Here is a 16,104-nt window from a genome sequence, read left to right as displayed (position 1 = left end):
ACAGATACTAAAATGGTATATTTTCCGTTTAATGTTCAAATTGGCATGCTATGGCAAAAATATACCAGATAGAAAACAGTGTAGTGAAGATTGCGGTTTCGGAAAAAGGTGCAGAACTGCAAAGTCTGATTGACAGAAGTACCGGGCAGGAATATATGTGGGGTGGCAACCCGGAAATATGGGGCAAGCATTCGCCTGTGTTATTTCCGATAGTGGGCGCGCTCAAGGACAATACCTATCAGTATCAAGGGCAGCGCTACCAGCTGAACCGGCATGGCTTTGCGCGGGAAATGGATTTTTCACCGGTAGGACAGCTGGCCGATGAACTGGTATTTTCGCTGAAAAGTACCGCAGAAACATTGAAATCATATCCGTTTGAATTTGATTTCAAAATCAGATACCAGCTTGAAGGAAGAACGCTGAACGTAACCTATGACGTGCTAAATACCGGTGATAAGACCATGTGGTTTTCTGTTGGCGGACATCCTGCATTTAAATTACCGCTGTTTAAAGGAGATGCTTACGTAGAGTACTACCTCGAATTTGATGAAAAAGAAGATGCCGGAAGATGGCCCATTGAAGAAGGCGGCCTGCTGGCGCAGGAACCCATTCCCTTTTTTAACAATACCAACATATTGCGTTTAAATAAAGGATTGTTTGCAAAAGACGCGGTGGTATTGAAAGACCTGAAATCACGGAAGCTGGCACTGCGCTCCGATAAGAACGGCAAGGGATTTGCTTTCAGTTGGGAGGGATTTCCCTACCTGGGCATATGGGCGGCACCCGGGGCGGATTTTGTGTGTATTGAACCCTGGTGCGGTATTGCGGATACGGTAGGAACCAGTCAGGACCTTACAACAAAAGAGGGTATCCATATCCTTGAGCCGGGTGCGCATTTTGAACGAACCTGGTCCGTAACAATAATTTCATAGGTTACCCGGCAGGAATACAAGCGTTGTTTTGCTATTTTTAAGCAGAAGTTTAATCCGGATACCTCCGGGTGCCGGTTAAAAAAAGCGGATGCATTTATTTAAAAGGAAAAAAAAAGAAAAAAGCTTTTGTGAAAAGGTTCTGGAAAATGAATCGGCCTATGATGTTACCACAAAAGAAGAAAGTCTTCATTTCCTGATCGCTTTTTTCGGGGATCTGCGGCCGCCAAAAAATGAACAACACCTGGCAGATGCCCGTATGAAGGATATGATCCTTTTCCTGGAAGCACATCCATCCTTTGTTTCCCGGTTGCAGCAGGCGATACTGGTACAATTGATCAATACCCGGCTGGAAGGGGCGTTTACAGAAAGCGGCATCCCGGTCAGCAGTGGCTTTTGGGATGAGCTGATGGGTAAACTGAAGCATAAAATGCTTCCCCGGGAGCAGGATACCAATGATTTTGTATATGTGCTCGACCGCGTCTTTTACCGGAAAAACGATCATGTTTGGATCGAAGCGATCCGGCGGGCTACCTGGATCAGTTTTTTTGAATTGCTGCAATTTACGCTGCAGGCCAAAGATCCACGTTTGACGGAGCACCTCATCGATGCGCTGACGGTATTGTCGTTTCAGGTGGCCAACAATGGGCTGGAAAAGGAGATTGCCGGTTATATTGCACCCATCCACCCGATACAGGAAAATCCTTTTCTGTTGCAGAGCCGCCTGTTACATGAACTGCAGCAGGAAAAGAACGATCCGTATCATATCCGTGAAGTGGTGAACCGGCTGAAACTCGTACTTTTTGAAATAGAAAATGAGATCCTTCATATCCGTGAACACCAGGACCAGCGGGGTACCAGCATCCGCCAGAGCTATCTCCTGCTGATCCTGACCGCGCGTATTGAACGCATGCAGATCCTGCTGGACACAATTGATAACGATGATCATTTCGATATCGGACGGTTTGTAGATCTTTTTAAACTGCTGGTGCGCAATGAAAATCTCAAGAACAGCATCCGCCAGTTTATTTCACAGGGCGTCGGTTATATCGCATATCAGATTGCGGAGCATAAAGGGCAAAAGGGTGGCAAGTACATTACCACTACCCGCAGGGATTACCTGAATATGCTGGTAAGTGCCATGTGGGGTGGGCTCATCATCTGCTTTGTAGCTATTGTTAAAAACATCCTGAGCAAACTGCATTATGCCTATTTCTGGCAGGGCTTCTGGTACAGTGTAAACTACAGTGCCGGGTTTGTGCTGATCGACCAAACCGGATCCACACTGGCTACCAAACAGCCGGCCTTTACGGCCAATGCTGTGGCCGTTTCGCTGGATTCGAAAAAGAGCCTGGGCCAGCCCGATCTTCAAAGCATGGCCTTTACGGTGGCTAAAGTGATCCGGAGCCAAACGGCCTCTTTCGTGGGAAACCTGATCATCGTATTTCCGGGCACCTACCTGCTTGCCTGGGCCTATCATCAAATAATAGGGCGAAAGCTGGTATCCGGAGAAGCGGCCTTCAGGCTGTTGCAGGAGCAGCATCCCTTTCAAAGTCTTTCGCTGTTGTATGCCTGCAATACCGGTGTGTTTTTGTTTTTAAGCGGGATCATTGCAGGGTATGTACAAAATAAGATCCGCTTTAGCAATATCGCTGGCCGGCTGGCACATCACCCGGGATTATACGGCAGTACTTCTGCCCAAAAAAGAGGATGGTGGGCCGGTTTTATAGAAAAGAATGCAGGCGCCTATGCCGGAAACATCAGCCTGGGATTTTTTTTAGGAATGGCCGCCAATGTGGGTAAAATATTCGGGGTGCCCTTCGATATCCGGCATATTACCATCTCATCGGGCAATATGGCTATTGGTGTTTACGGTTTGGGTATACGCGCGGTGCCTGGGCATTACCTGTTAACAGTATTCCTGGGCGTTTTGGGGATCGGGTTCTTTAATTTCCTGGTGAGTTTTTCGCTGGCGTTTTTTGTAGCCGTAAAATCAAGAGGCATTCAATTGCGGCGTTATCCGGAATTGATCCGGATCATTATCCGGCATTTCTTTAAAAAGCCCTTATCCTTTATCGTTCCGCCCCGTGGAGCCGGACAGCAATAATCTGCCGCAGTTCGGCTATTTTTGTTGAATTGAGGTTGTTTATGACATCATTTATGAAGAAGACAGGTATTCTTTTTATTGCCATATTATTCGCACTGGTTTCCTTTGCGCAGGAAAAAGTTACTCTTAGCGGTACCGTAAAATCAGCCGCCAGCGGGGAAACATTGATCAATGCAAGTGTGGAGGTACAGGGCGGTGCCGCCGGTACCACTTCCAACGAGTACGGCTTCTATTCCCTCACCCTTTCAAAAGGGAGTTATACGGTTTCGTATTCGGCCGTTGGCTACGAAACGGTAACGGAAACCATTCAGCTGAACGGTAATAAAGTACAAAATGTATTGCTGCCGGACCAGGTTGTAAACCTGGATGATGTGCAGGTGACGGCCAATACAAAGGGCCGTACCATCCGGGGCACACAGATGGGTGTAGAGCGGCTGACCATGAAGGAAATCAATACCATCCCGATGTTGCTGGGCGAGCGGGATATTTTAAAAGCCATTCAGTTACTGCCGGGGATCAAATCTGCTGGTGATGGCAACAGCGGTTTTTATGTAAGAGGCGGTTCTACGGATCAGAACCTGATCCTCCTGGATGAAGCCAATGTATACAACGCCTCGCACCTCATGGGTTTCTTTTCTACCTTTAATTCGGATATTGTAAAAGATGTAACGGTGTATAAAGGCGGCATGCCGGCCCAGTACGGCGGCAGGCTTTCATCGGTGTTGGACGTGAAAATGAATGAGGGCAATAATCAGCGGTATGCGGTAAGCGGTGGTGTGGGATTGATTTCGGCAAAACTCAATGTGGAAGGGCCCATACAGGAAGACCGGTCCTCCTTCCTGGTATCCGGCAGACGTACCTATGCAGACCTGTTTCTGCCCGTGTTTGGCGATTCTACGAATAAGAATACCCGCCTGTTTTTTTATGATATCAATGCCAAAATGAATTATACGCTTGGGGAAAAGGACCGGTTGTATCTTTCCGGTTACCTGGGGCGCGATGTACTGAAGCTGGAGAAACAATTTGGGATGGACTGGGGAAACAAGACCGGAACGCTACGCTGGAACCATATTTTTAACGACCGGCTCTTCTCCAATACCTCCTTTATCTACAGCGATTTTAATTACAATATCGCCATCAATAATGCCAACAATGATCTGAACATTTTTTCGCAGATCCGTGATCTGAATCTGAAGGAGGAAATACAATGGTATGCCGGATCCCGCCATTCGCTCCGCTTTGGATTTAATTCCATTTATCATACGATCACTCCGGGTGAGATCACCAGCTCCGGCAAAACAAGCTACAACGATCTCTACCTGCAGGACCGGTATTCCTGGGAAACGGCTGTTTTTGCCACCGATACCTGGAGCGCCGCTTCCTGGTTGAACCTGACCTTTGGTATGCGCCTGTCTTCCTTTGCCATTTTTGGACCCGGTGATTTTTATGAAGTAGATGGCAACGGAACCATCACCGACACCTTAAGCTACCGGAAAGGCGCGCTTGTAAAAAATTACTGGAACATGGAACCCCGGATCGCTGCCAGCTTTATCTTAAATAGCAGCACATCGCTGAAAGCATCCTATGCACGTAACGCCCAGAACCTGCATCTGATCTCCAATTCGGCGGCCAATTTTCCCACCGATAAATGGGTGGCCAGTACCAATAGCATTAAGCCGGAGCTGGTAGATATTTATTCGATGGGCTGGTATAAGAATCTTTCCGGCAACCGGTATGAACTTACCGCCGAGGCCTATTATAAGGCGTTTCAGAACCAGATCGATTACCGCACCGGGGCAGATGTATATACCAACGATGCTATTGAAACACAGCTGCTCTCCGGTATCGGAAGGGCTTACGGCCTGGAATTGCTGCTGAAGAAAAAACAGGGACGACTTACCGGCTGGCTGGGCTATACACTTTCCAAAACCGAACGGAAGATTGCCGGCATTAATGACGGGGAATGGTACAATGCCCGGCAGGACCGTACCCATGACGTGGCGATTGTAACCAATTACCAGCTCAATAAAAAATGGAATCTTTCTGCCAACTGGGTCTATTATACCGGCGATGCCGTTACGTTTCCCAGCGGAAAATATGTGATCGATAAGCAGGTCGTTTTTTATTATACAAAGCGCAATGCCTACCGGATGCCGGCCTATCACCGGCTGGACCTGGGCGCTACGAGGCAGCTGCGTACCAGGAAAAAGAACACCTCCTCAGAACTGGCCTTCAGCCTCTTTAATGCCTACGGGCGGGAAAATGCGTACCTGATCTCTTTTCAGCAGAACGATAAGGATACCGACATAACAGAGGCGGTACAAACCTCCCTTTTCCGTTTTGTGCCCTCTATTTCCTGGCATTTTAAATTTTAAAGCAACATGCGTCGGAATATCTTTTTTATTTACGGTTTACTGGGCTTCCTGCTCTTCATTACAACAGGCTGCCAGAAAGTGATCCAGGTAGATATTAACAGCGTTGATAAGCGATATGTTATTGAAGGCACGGTTACGGATAATAACGATTCGTACAACGTGATCATTTCCCAAACACTCAATATATCAGATACGAATGTTTTTAAAGGTGTGGGAAATGCCCTTGTAACCATTTCTGAAGATGGCAAAGTGCCGGTGTTGCTACAGCATAAAGGCAACGGGCTTTACCGGGCCAATGCTTCGGGAAAACCCGGGGCTACGTATCAGCTATCGGTAAAAATAGGCGGTGAAGTGTTTACGGCTAGTTCCACGATGCCGCTGAAAGTAAAGCTGGATTCCCTGTACACCACCAGCCGGGTATTTGTAGGGCGGCAGCGATTGATTGCAACCGTGGAGTTCAAAGATCCGCCGGGTGAAGGGAACGCATACCGGTTTACGCAGTTTGTAGACGGACGTAAAGAGAACACGATTTTTTTAACCAATGATAAACTGATTGATGGCCGGAACGTGGTGTATGAATTGCTGATCTTTGCGGGCGATGAGGCGTCAGATCTGAAGAGCGGGGATAACCTGCGGGTGGAAATGCGCTGCATCAATAAGGATAACTACGACTTCTGGTACAGCTTAACCCAAAGCGGTTTGGGCCAGAACCAGAGCGCCTCACCGGGAAATCCGGTCTCAAATATCCGCGGTGGTGCGTTGGGATATTTCAGCGCCAATACCTTTGATAAAAAAGAGATCTATGTTAAATAACGATTTGATTGCTGTATAAAAACGATAAACCATGAAGCCTTCACATATTGAACACATTGGTTTGGCGGTACGGAACCTGGAGGAAAGCATCCGCTATTGGGAGGATGTATTCGGACTGCAATGCTACCGGGTAGAGGAAGTAGCCGACCAGAAAGTGCGGACGGCATTTTTTAAGATCGGGGATACCAAGATCGAATTGTTGGAATCGATGGATGCCGAAGGACCGGTGGCGCGGTTTATTGAAAAAAAGGGAGAAGGGGTACACCATATCGCATTTGCTGTTGACAATATCAACAAGGCCTTACGGGATGCCGAGGAAAAAGGCATCGACCTTATTGATGCCGCACCACGACCGGGCGCAGAAGGATTGCAGATTGCATTTTTACATCCAAAATCCACGCACGGGGTGCTAACGGAACTATGCTCAAAATCAGCCGATGAAAAGTAAATGGAATGTCCTGCTCCGGTACAGCGGCGGATGGATGCTTATTGCTTTTTTCTTTGTTGCAAATGGTACCATCGCCCAGCAGCGCAACTATGCAAAGGAGTATGCCCTGCTTAAAGAACAGATCGTAAAACAGTATTACAAACCGGGACTGAAGTATTATATTGAACAGGTTCCGGCACAACCCAACGACCGGAAGGTTTCCTACCTCTGGCCGCTTTGTGCACTGTTTGAAGCCTATCAGGCAGGTGCCGTTCTGGAAAACAGGGCAAAGGATTTTGAACATACATTCGGGATCATCCGGAAATATGAGGATCACCGGGCGCCGGCAGCCGGTTATGCGTCTTATCCTCCGGAGCTGGGAGGTGGCGACCGTTTTTATGACGACAATCAGTGGATCGGCATTACCGCCATGCGTCAGTATGAAGCTACAAAAGAGCCTCATTGGCTACAGACATCAACCGGTATTTACCGTTTTATGATGACCGGACTGGATACGGTTTCAGGGGGCGGGCTGTACTGGCAGGAAGGGGATAAACGCACCAAGAATACCTGTAGCAACGGCCCCGGCATCCTGCTGGCCCTTCAGCTATATAAGGCAACCGGCAACAGTACCTATTTAAAAACGGCAACGGCATTGTACCGGTGGGTGAACCAGTGGCTCCGTACACCTCAGGGATTGTATTATGACCATCTGAATGTAAAAACACACCGGGTCGATAAACGGGTTTATTCGTATAACACCGGAACCATGTTGGAAGCCAGCGTGCTTTTTTATGAAATTACCCGGGACACAACCTATCTTACCAGCGCTCAAAAAATGGCGGCGGCGGCCGATACGTATTTCCTGAAGAATCAGGAGCTGAAAGATAATTTCTGGTTCAACGCCGTATTGCTGAGGGGATTCCTGCGGCTGTGGCGCATAGACGGAAATACACGCTACCTGGAAGCCTTCCGGGTCGCTGTGGACCACGCCATCGCGCATAAAACAGCACAAGGTTTAGCCGGCAGGGAGGGTAAATCCCAGAACCTGGTACCCCAGGGAGGCATGCTGGAACTGCTGGCGCAGATGGCAGTACTGCAAAAGCAGGGCGTGCTGAAATAATGTGCTATTTTTACGTCAAATTTCCGCGTTGCAGCTAACAAAAAAACATAAAACAACTGCACAGCTCCTTGCCCTGGTATTACTGGGCTTTTTTAGCTTTTTAATGCTGGAGATCACGTTGCGCTACATCCCGTTTAGCAGTACGGCTTCTTTTCTGCAGATAAAACAGACTGAGGTAGAAGGGCGCTGGTATTACATACCGGTATTTTACACACATGTATATACTTCCATATGTTGCCTGGTGGCAGGGTTCACCCAGTTTAGTACGTACCTGCTCCAGAAACAGCGGAATGTACACCGGGCTATGGGATACCTGTATGTAATAGTCGTGCTGCTTTTTTCGGCTCCAACCGGTTTTGTAATGGGGATGCACGCCAATGGCGGATGGATCGCCGTGCTGTTTTTTACCATCCTGTCGGTGTTGTGGTGGAGTTTCACCCTGCAGGCCGTGCGGGCCATAAAAAAAAAGGATTTCAGGCAGCACCGGTACCTAATGATCCGGAGTTATGCGCTCACATTATCGGCCATTACCCTGCGGTTGTGGAAGTGGATCCTGGTACAGCTCTTTCATCCCGCGCCGATGGATGTGTACGTAATTGTAGCCGGATTGGGATGGATCCCCAACTGGTTGGTTGCAGAATATATAGTCTATAAAATCAAGTCAAGATGAAATACACGTATCCATTTATCCTGTTTTGTGTGATCCTGCTTTTTGCATGTAATTCAAAAAAGAAACCGGTCGCAGCGGGCAAACCTGCGGCAACGGCGCAGGAACTGCCACCCGAACTGCATACGGAGCTTTATGGTAACTGGGTGGGCGACTTTGTAAGCATCACAGACGGAGCGCCGGATTATGAAGATGTGGCCCGGATCAATATCCGGTTAAGCCGGATCACCGCCGAAGGCGTGGAGGGCAGGAGCGTGGTAAAAGGGAATGCCCGGCCAATGAAAGGAACATTGGCCCTTGCCGGTAACACCTACTCCTTTGTGATGGATGAACCCGGTAGCGACCGGCACGACGGCCGGTTTGAATTTTCCATTGTGGGCGACACACTCAAAGGCCGGTGGAAGGCGTATAAGGCAACGGCTGTAACGCACCCGGTTAAAGAATTTACGCTGGTGAAAAAACCCTTTCTGTACAGTGCAAACCTGATGCTTCCGGAAGATTGGGAATACGTGGATTATGAAAACGGGCGCACCCAAACCGAACTGTACACGAATGAAGACGGAACTGTAGATACGTCCATAAACAACGTTTACCGGGCGGCTTCCGAAGAAGTGTACAAGCTGAACGGATCTGCAAATGAACTTACCGAAAAGCAGCTCAAAAACCTGAAAAAACTGGATCTGGAAATCATCCGTAACACCATTTTTGCACGGCATGGGTACTCGTTTAAAAGTAAGGGCGTACGGCAGTTCTTTGACCAGGTAGACTGGTATGTTCCGGTAACCAACACCATTGACGGTGCGCTTACTGAAGTAGAACAGAAGAATGTGACCTTGCTGAAGCGGTTTGAAAAATATGCCCAGGACAATTACGACACTTTTGGCCGGTAACCGGTATCGTAAGATCTTGATCAGGATCATTGGAAGATTTTTTTGAAATCATAGGTGCTTTGATTAGTTTTACATTCGAATTGTAAAATAATATGGAATGCACATTTGGAAAGTTCTGCCGGTGTTTTTCCGGAGACTTTTGACTTTTAGCTGACCCATCCACTGGCACCCAAGGTTTTACAATCTCTTTTGATTTTAATAAATATGAAACTATTGACAAAAGGGACCGCCCAAAACGGCCACCCTGTTTTTATGAGGAAATGCTATTGCTTATTGGGTTTCCTGGCTGCGGCGCTGCTTTTTTCCTGTAATGACTCCGATACTAAAGGGCAAAAACTGGGAGCAGATCTTCATATTCCGGATTCCGTTGAAATCAATCTGAAGGATCCCCAAAAAGAAAAAACACAGGAGAAAAAGAAACGGATCTTTATGACCTTCGATGATGGTCCGAACCTGGGCACCCGCAACCTGTTAACTATCCTGAAAGAAGAACAGGTACCGGCTACCATGTTTTTGATCGGCTTACATACCAAGGCCAGCCCGGAGCAGAAACTCATGTGGGAACAGCTGCAAACCTTCCCGGGTATCGAACTTTTTAATCACAGCTATTCGCATGCCTGGAGAAACCGGTTTACCGGGTTTTATAAAAATCCGGATTCGGTTATTTCCGATTTTAACCGTGCCCAGGCGATGATGATGCTGAAAGAGCCCATCGCCCGCACGCCCGGCCGCAATGCCTGGCGTATCGATAGCATCAGCCGCACCGATCTTTTAAAGAACAAATCGGTTATTGACTCACTTCAGCGCAAAGGCGGTTATGTACTTATTGGCTGGGACCTGGAGTGGCAGTTTAATCATAAGAACTCGCAGGCCCTGCAAAGCCCTGATCAGCTGATGGCACAGGTAGATCATCTGTTTGCATCGAATAAAACGCTGAAGCCGGATAACCTGGTTATCCTGGCGCACGATCAAATGTGGAAGTCCTCTGCAGACTCGTTGAAACTGCATGAATTTATCCGGAAGTTAAAAGCAAAACCCGGCTATGAGCTGGCTGTAATTACCGAATATCCCGGTGTAAAAGAAGCGCTGGTTAATCAAAAACGTTTCTGATTATAAAAAAAGTATATAGACAAAGGCAGGTGGCAGTTCCACCTGCCTTTTTGATTTGTTGGCAGTACTTACTATTTTTTGTATAAATTCGTCCGTATTAAACGAAATGCATCCGGAACAATGAAAAAGTGTTTGATTATTGGATTCGTCCTGTTAGTGAGTTTGAATCTGTGGGCGGCAAAAGTAGATACGCTGGAAGTGTATAGCCCTGCTATGAAAAAAAGTATTAAAACCTCGGTGATACTGCCGGACGATTATTCAAAGGCAAAAAAATACCCCGTGGTGTACCTGCTGCATGGGTACAGCGGCAGTTACGCATACTGGCCCGGTGTAAAGGGCGCGCAAGCCGGTGCAGACCTATACCAGATGATCCTGGTATGCCCGGACGGCGGATATGGCAGCTGGTACTGGGATAGTCCTGTAGATCCTTCCTTTCAATATGAAACCTTTGTTTCCGGTGAGCTGGTAGCCTGGGTGGATAAGCATTATGCCACCATTGCGTCCTCCAGGGGCCGGGGCATTGCCGGGCTCAGCATGGGCGGACATGGAGCTTTATATCTTGCCATAAAACATCCGGATGTATTTGGTGCCACCGGAAGCATGAGCGGAGGCGTGGATATCCGGCCCTTCCCCAATAACTGGGATATGGCCAAACGGTTGGGCAAATACAAGGATAACCCCGAGCGCTGGGAGAAAAACACCGTTATCAATATGCTGCATCTGATCGAGCCCAAAACATTAAAAATAATTATAGACTGCGGTACCGAAGACTTTTTTTACAAGGTAAATGAAAACCTGCACCAGGAGTTATTGTTGCGCAATATTCCGCACGACTATATTACCCGGCCGGGCGGACATACGTCAACATACTGGCAAAACGCCATTTATTATCAGTTGTTGTTTATGAACCGGTTCTTTTTAGAACCAGATGCAGGGAAATAAGCTGGTGTATAGCAGTCGGTAACCGAAATATAAATTATCAATATGAGTCAGGAAGCATTTAACCGGTTGGTGCAGATCATGAATGAGCTTAGAGAACAGTGCCCTTGGGATCGTAAGCAAACCATTCATTCGTTACGGCAAATGACGATAGAAGAAACCTATGAACTGGGCGATGCCATTAGTGATGAAAACTGGAAGGATATCCGGGAAGAGCTGGGAGACCTGCTGCTGCACATTGTTTTTTATTCAAAAATTGCAACCGAACAGGAGCAGTTTACTATTGAGGATGTGCTCAACGGTATAGCAGAAAAACTCATCAAACGGCACCCGCATATTTATCCGCCACTGGAGGCGATTGATGGTTTAAAAGAGGTACGCTCGGAGGACGACGTTAAAAAGAACTGGGAGCAGCTGAAGCTAAAGGAGGGAAAAACGTCCGTGTTAAGCGGGGTGCCGCGTTCATTGCCGGCCGTGGTAAAAGCCATGCGGCTGCAGGAAAAGGCCCGGCAGGTAGGATTTGAGTGGGAATCAGCCCCGCAGGTTTGGGAGAAGGTAACCGAGGAAACAGAAGAACTGCTGGAAGCCGTGGAAGAGGGAGCTCCCGGTAAAATAGAGGAGGAATTTGGTGACTTATTGTTTTCCCTCATCAACTACGCACGGTTTTTGAAGATAGATGCGGAGGCTGCGCTGGAACGCACCAATAAAAAGTTTATCCATCGGTTTACCCGCATGGAGCAGCTGGCCGCCGCAAACGGCAGCGCGCTTTCTGCGCTAACGCTGGGAGAAATGGACGCTTTATGGAACCGGATAAAAACAGAACCTCATTAAAATGAAACGGCGCAGCAGAAATAAGTATTTATGGGAGCTGCTGCTTTTATCTGCGGCCCTGGTTATTTTTGCGGGAGCACTTTTACTAAGCTCCAGCTACCTCAAAAGCACATCGCTGGATGCACAAACAAAGATCTTTGAGAAGGAGATTAAGAAAAACGTGCATCAGTTTGAACAGGTACTGGCCAATACTGCCTTGATGGACCGGCTGACCCAGTCGAGAGAATCGCTCCGGGACCTTGCGAATTTGCCCGACAGCCGCTTTTATTTCTACCTGTATAAAAATGATCAGGACAAACGGTTCCTGCGGTTCTGGAATACCGGGATCGTGGTGCCTTCAGATGAGCTTTTATATAGCGAACAGGAGGAGCAGGGTGTGAAATTAGCGAATGGCTATTATTATGCGATCCGGAAGCCGGTGCCCAATCACCCCGATTTTACGGCATTTTGCCTGGTGCTGATGAAGTCGTCTTTTTTTGTGGAAACCGATTACCTGCGTGATTCCTATCCTTTCGACAAGGCCATGGATCATGTGATGGATATTGATACCACGCCTACTGCACACGCGATCCGGGGAATAAAGGGCACACCGGTATTTTATTTAAAAATGAAGCCGGATGAAAAGTTTGCCCGGAAGCTTGATGGAGCCGAGCATGTGGTAACAACCGATATACAGGGATCGTACCCCCATGCAAGGCTGTCGAAAGATTCGGTACTTTCTGTGGTGTTGAAGATCGTTGGCCTTTTCCTCATTTTTCTTTCCTGCTACCTGCTGCTGGCAAAACGGTTTGCCGCTTCCAGCTACCGGCTGCAGATCTGGTTCCTCCTGGCCTGCCTGCTGGCATTCCGGGTGGGAACATATATAATGGGTTATATCTGGAATTTTTCCGAATTCAAATTGTTTGACCCGGATTTGTACAGTTCCGGTTTTCTGCTGCCCACTTTTGGGGATTTGCTGATCAATAGCCTGCTTTTCTGCTGGATCGCCGTATTTGTATGGAACCGCCTTTCTGCGCGCCCGTTTTATACGGAAAAGTACCCCAGGAAAGTGCTCCGGGTGGCGGGCGTGAGCTGCCTCGTAATCCTGATTGCAGCTACGTTCAGTATTGCTGGGGTGATCAAAGACTGCATTTCCAAATCGAAGATCTCATTTGATGTAACCAATATCGACAGCCTGAGCATATTTACGATTGTTGGATTCCTGATCCTGGCCTGTCTTTGTTTGGGCTTTTACTACCTGAGCCGAACGCTTTACAAGTACATTTTTGCGGTTTTCCGGGCGCATATCTGGCAGGTATATCTCTGGACGGCAGTATTGGGGTTACTGTCTGTTTCCGTATTTGTAAGCAGCAGGGATGTTACTTTTTGCCTGCCGGTGTTGTTATGGCTGCTGGTGTATACCTTTATCTTTACCAAAGAAGAGCGCATTAACCGGTTTATTAAATTCAGTGTGTCCGGAACCGTACTCTGGATCTTTATATTTTCCATCAGTCTTTGTTTGTTAATGCTGAATGAAATTACAAAGGCAGAAATGAACCTGCGGGTATTGTATTGCCAGAAATTGGCCACGCAAACCGATCCGGCCAGCGAACGCCTCATCAGCATAGCAAACAAGTACCTGGACAGTAATTATTTTCGCAATAATTTTTACCGGCTGTATGATGAAGAGCAGAATGCTTATTTAAGAGACAGCATCCGCCAGCGCAATTACATCGGGTACCTGAACAACTATGTAACTAACCTGTACATTTTCGACAGCCTGGATAATCCGTTATACAACCCGTTTCCGCAAACGGTAGCCTCTCTCAATACCACCATTGCCAACCGGTCCAGATCCACCTCTCTGTCTGATATGTATTTTTATGAGTCGGAGGCCTTCGATAATTTTGCTTATATCACGCGGCGGATCATCCGGAATGCCGAAACCGGCCGGCTCATCGGTACAGTCTATATTGTTTCCAATCCCCGCCGGTTTGCGGTAGCCAACATAAAGCCGGAGCTGTTTAAGCAATTCAAGCAGGGCGAGTTTTCGAATTCGGCAGTGTACCAGTTTGCCATTTATCACAATAACCAGCTTACTTCTTCCTCAGTTTCCAAAAAGTATCCGTTTACAACAACCCTTACACAGAGCCAGTTTCCACAAAAAAAAGTAGAGCTGCGGGAACGGGCGGGGTATAATGAAGTCTGGTACCGCGCCAGTGCCTCCAAGGTGATCATTATGGCGCGTAAGAGCGAAATGTTCCTGGAGGCCACCACGCTGTTTTCTTATCTCTTTTGCTCCTTCCTGTTCCTGGTGGCGCTGATCAATGTTTTAATGATCGTGCTGGGCGCATTTATGAATAAGAAACTGCTGCGTAACTCTGCCTTTTTTCCAACGATCCGGAGCCAGATCCATGGTACGTTTATCCTGATCAACGTGCTGGCCTTTGTAGTAGTAGGAGCGGCAACCATTTCCTTCTTTGTAAACAGGTTTGAAGAGTCGAACAATGACCGCTTGAGCAGGACCATGAATATCATGCTGAATGAAATCATTTTGCACGACAGTCTGAGAACGATACTGGAGAGCGGGCACTATAACTCCAACGAGGATTTGTTTGAAGCCAATGCCTTCAATGCGGTTATAAAAAGGGTATCCGATATTCACGGACTGGATGTGAATGTATATGATTTTACCGGCGAGTTGCGGGCTACCAGCCAGTCAGATGTATACAGCCAGGGTGTTTTAAGTACCCGGATGTCGCCCCGTGCCTTTTATAGTTTATTGCGATTGCGAAGAGCCCAGTATATTCAGAACGAGCAGGTCTCTGAACTATCGTATAATACCATCTATGCACCGGTAGGCGCAAGCAGCGCCGCTCCATACGCCTATCTCAGTATTCCGTATTTTGCCTCGCAGCAGGAGCTCAACCAGGAGATCTCCAACTTCCTGATAACGCTGATCAACCTGTATGCATTCATCTTCCTTTTGACCGGGTTACTGGCCCTGCTGATTACCAACCGTATTACGGGATCCTTTACGGTGATCAGCAACAAAATGAAGGAGATCAGTCTTTCACGGGTCAATGAGGAAATCGTTTGGGAGCGCAATGATGAGATTGGGCAGCTGGTAAAAGAATACAATAAAATGGTTTCGCAGTTGCAGAAAAGTGCCGACATCCTGGCAAAGTCGGAACGCGAGGAGGCCTGGCGGGAAATGGCACGGCAGGTGGCACATGAGATCAAGAACCCGCTGACACCGATGAAGCTGAGCCTTCAGTACCTTCAGAAGGCTATTACTGAAAATAGTTCCAATGTACAGCAGCTCACTTCCAGTGTAGCCAAAACCCTTGTAGAACAGATCGATTATCTTTCAAAGATTGCGGCAGACTTTTCGCAGTTTGCCAATATCAACCATGTAAATGAAATGATCTTTGATTTGCATGAGGTATTGCAGCCGCTGGCCAGCATTTACAGCAAAAACCCGGATGTTGAATTCCGTTGGCACCTGCTGCCGGGAGCAATAACGGTAAGGGCCGATAAAACCCAGATGAACCGGTTGTTTACCAATCTTTTTGTAAACGCTATCGATGCCTGCGAAAAGAATACTAAAGGAATTATTACGGTTAAGGAATCGGTAGAAGGTAAAGCCGTTATCATCAGTATTACGGATAACGGCTCCGGCATCGCTGAGGCTATGCGCGGCCGGATCTTCACCCCTAATTTTACAACTAAAAGTTCCGGTACCGGCCTGGGACTGGCCATGTGTAAAGGCATTGTAGAAAAAGCGAACGGAGCGATCTGGTTTGAAACAGAGCTGGGTGTAGGTACCACCTTCTTTGTAAAACTGCCGGTAATCGCCGAATATTAATAAGGCCCACCTTCGAATTTAGAACAACCAATAAGGCATGCTAAAT

Annotated in this window: 12 protein-coding genes; all 12 read left to right on the top strand. The window is 47.6% G+C overall.

Going from position 1 to position 16,104, the window contains the following annotated elements; all coding sequences use genetic code 11:
- Window positions 1-50 precede the first annotated feature (50 nt).
- The 12 genes from LQ567_RS09680 to LQ567_RS09625 all read left to right on the top strand — a co-directional run bounded on the left by LQ567_RS09680 (window position 51) and on the right by LQ567_RS09625 (window position 16,058).
- Window positions 51-932, top strand: a complete 882-nt coding sequence (locus LQ567_RS09680) for an aldose 1-epimerase family protein (protein WP_231004301.1) — start codon at window positions 51-53, stop codon at window positions 930-932.
- A gap of 88 nt (window positions 933-1,020) precedes the next feature.
- The gene (locus LQ567_RS09675) at window positions 1,021-3,036 is read left to right on the top strand and encodes a site-specific recombinase (RefSeq protein ID WP_231004300.1); all 2,016 of its coding nucleotides are present in this window, start codon (window positions 1,021-1,023) and stop codon (window positions 3,034-3,036) included.
- Between the two features lie 53 nt (window positions 3,037-3,089).
- Window positions 3,090-5,411, top strand: coding sequence for a TonB-dependent receptor (locus LQ567_RS09670; protein ID WP_231004299.1), 2,322 nt, complete (start codon window positions 3,090-3,092; stop codon window positions 5,409-5,411).
- Between the two features lie 6 nt (window positions 5,412-5,417).
- Window positions 5,418-6,224 carry a DUF4249 domain-containing protein gene (locus tag LQ567_RS09665; RefSeq protein WP_231004298.1) on the top strand — a complete coding sequence of 269 codons (807 nt, stop codon included), beginning with the start codon at window positions 5,418-5,420 and terminating at the stop codon, window positions 6,222-6,224.
- A gap of 31 nt (window positions 6,225-6,255) precedes the next feature.
- Entirely contained in the window at window positions 6,256-6,672 is a 417-nt protein-coding gene (gene mce / locus LQ567_RS09660) for a methylmalonyl-CoA epimerase (RefSeq protein ID WP_231004297.1), read from the top strand.
- Complete coding sequence (locus LQ567_RS09655; protein ID WP_231004296.1) at window positions 6,662-7,774, top strand: glycoside hydrolase family 76 protein; 1,113 nt, start codon at window positions 6,662-6,664, stop codon at window positions 7,772-7,774. The genes mce and LQ567_RS09655 overlap by 11 nt, the downstream gene beginning before the upstream one ends.
- A gap of 28 nt (window positions 7,775-7,802) precedes the next feature.
- Window positions 7,803-8,444, top strand: a complete 642-nt coding sequence (locus tag LQ567_RS09650) for a DUF2306 domain-containing protein (RefSeq protein ID WP_231004295.1) — start codon at window positions 7,803-7,805, stop codon at window positions 8,442-8,444.
- A complete protein-coding gene (locus tag LQ567_RS09645) occupies window positions 8,441-9,331 on the top strand; it encodes a YARHG domain-containing protein (RefSeq protein WP_231004294.1) in 891 nt (296 codons plus the stop codon). Before LQ567_RS09650 ends, LQ567_RS09645 begins: the two co-directional genes overlap by 4 nt.
- A 204-nt stretch (window positions 9,332-9,535) precedes the next feature.
- Complete coding sequence (locus LQ567_RS09640; RefSeq protein ID WP_231004293.1) at window positions 9,536-10,441, top strand: polysaccharide deacetylase family protein; 906 nt, start codon at window positions 9,536-9,538, stop codon at window positions 10,439-10,441.
- Window positions 10,442-10,561: 120 nt separating this feature from the next.
- A complete protein-coding gene (locus tag LQ567_RS09635) occupies window positions 10,562-11,383 on the top strand; it encodes an alpha/beta hydrolase (protein ID WP_231004292.1) in 822 nt (273 codons plus the stop codon).
- Between the two features lie 42 nt (window positions 11,384-11,425).
- Window positions 11,426-12,211 carry a nucleoside triphosphate pyrophosphohydrolase gene (mazG, locus tag LQ567_RS09630; protein ID WP_231004291.1) on the top strand — a complete coding sequence of 262 codons (786 nt, stop codon included), beginning with the start codon at window positions 11,426-11,428 and terminating at the stop codon, window positions 12,209-12,211.
- 1 nt (window position 12,212) lies between these two features.
- On the top strand, window positions 12,213-16,058 hold the full coding sequence (locus LQ567_RS09625) for a sensor histidine kinase (protein WP_231004290.1): 3,846 nt from the start codon (window positions 12,213-12,215) through the stop codon (window positions 16,056-16,058).
- Window positions 16,059-16,104 lie beyond the last annotated feature (46 nt).

The sequence above is a fragment of the Niabella pedocola genome (assembly GCF_021044425.1).
GTDB lineage: Bacteria > Bacteroidota > Bacteroidia > Chitinophagales > Chitinophagaceae > Niabella > Niabella pedocola.
The sequence above is the reverse complement of the archived record's forward strand: the minus strand, read 5'-3'. Positions and strand labels throughout refer to the sequence as shown.

Excerpts from the sequence above, each read along its gene's own strand:
- LQ567_RS09645 (WP_231004294.1), top strand. The coding sequence starts at position 8,441 with ATGAAATACACGTATCCATTTATCCTGTTTTGTGTGATCCTGCTTTTT.
- LQ567_RS09625 (WP_231004290.1), top strand. The coding sequence starts at position 12,213 with ATGAAACGGCGCAGCAGAAATAAGTATTTATGGGAGCTGCTGCTTTTA.
- LQ567_RS09675 (WP_231004300.1), top strand. The coding sequence starts at position 1,021 with ATGCATTTATTTAAAAGGAAAAAAAAAGAAAAAAGCTTTTGTGAAAAG.
- LQ567_RS09680 (WP_231004301.1), top strand. The coding sequence starts at position 51 with ATGGCAAAAATATACCAGATAGAAAACAGTGTAGTGAAGATTGCGGTT.
- LQ567_RS09670 (WP_231004299.1), top strand. The coding sequence starts at position 3,090 with ATGAAGAAGACAGGTATTCTTTTTATTGCCATATTATTCGCACTGGTT.
- mce (WP_231004297.1), top strand. The coding sequence starts at position 6,256 with ATGAAGCCTTCACATATTGAACACATTGGTTTGGCGGTACGGAACCTG.
- mazG (WP_231004291.1), top strand. The coding sequence starts at position 11,426 with ATGAGTCAGGAAGCATTTAACCGGTTGGTGCAGATCATGAATGAGCTT.
- LQ567_RS09640 (WP_231004293.1), top strand. The coding sequence starts at position 9,536 with ATGAAACTATTGACAAAAGGGACCGCCCAAAACGGCCACCCTGTTTTT.
- LQ567_RS09655 (WP_231004296.1), top strand. The coding sequence starts at position 6,662 with ATGAAAAGTAAATGGAATGTCCTGCTCCGGTACAGCGGCGGATGGATG.
- LQ567_RS09635 (WP_231004292.1), top strand. The coding sequence starts at position 10,562 with ATGAAAAAGTGTTTGATTATTGGATTCGTCCTGTTAGTGAGTTTGAAT.
- LQ567_RS09665 (WP_231004298.1), top strand. The coding sequence starts at position 5,418 with ATGCGTCGGAATATCTTTTTTATTTACGGTTTACTGGGCTTCCTGCTC.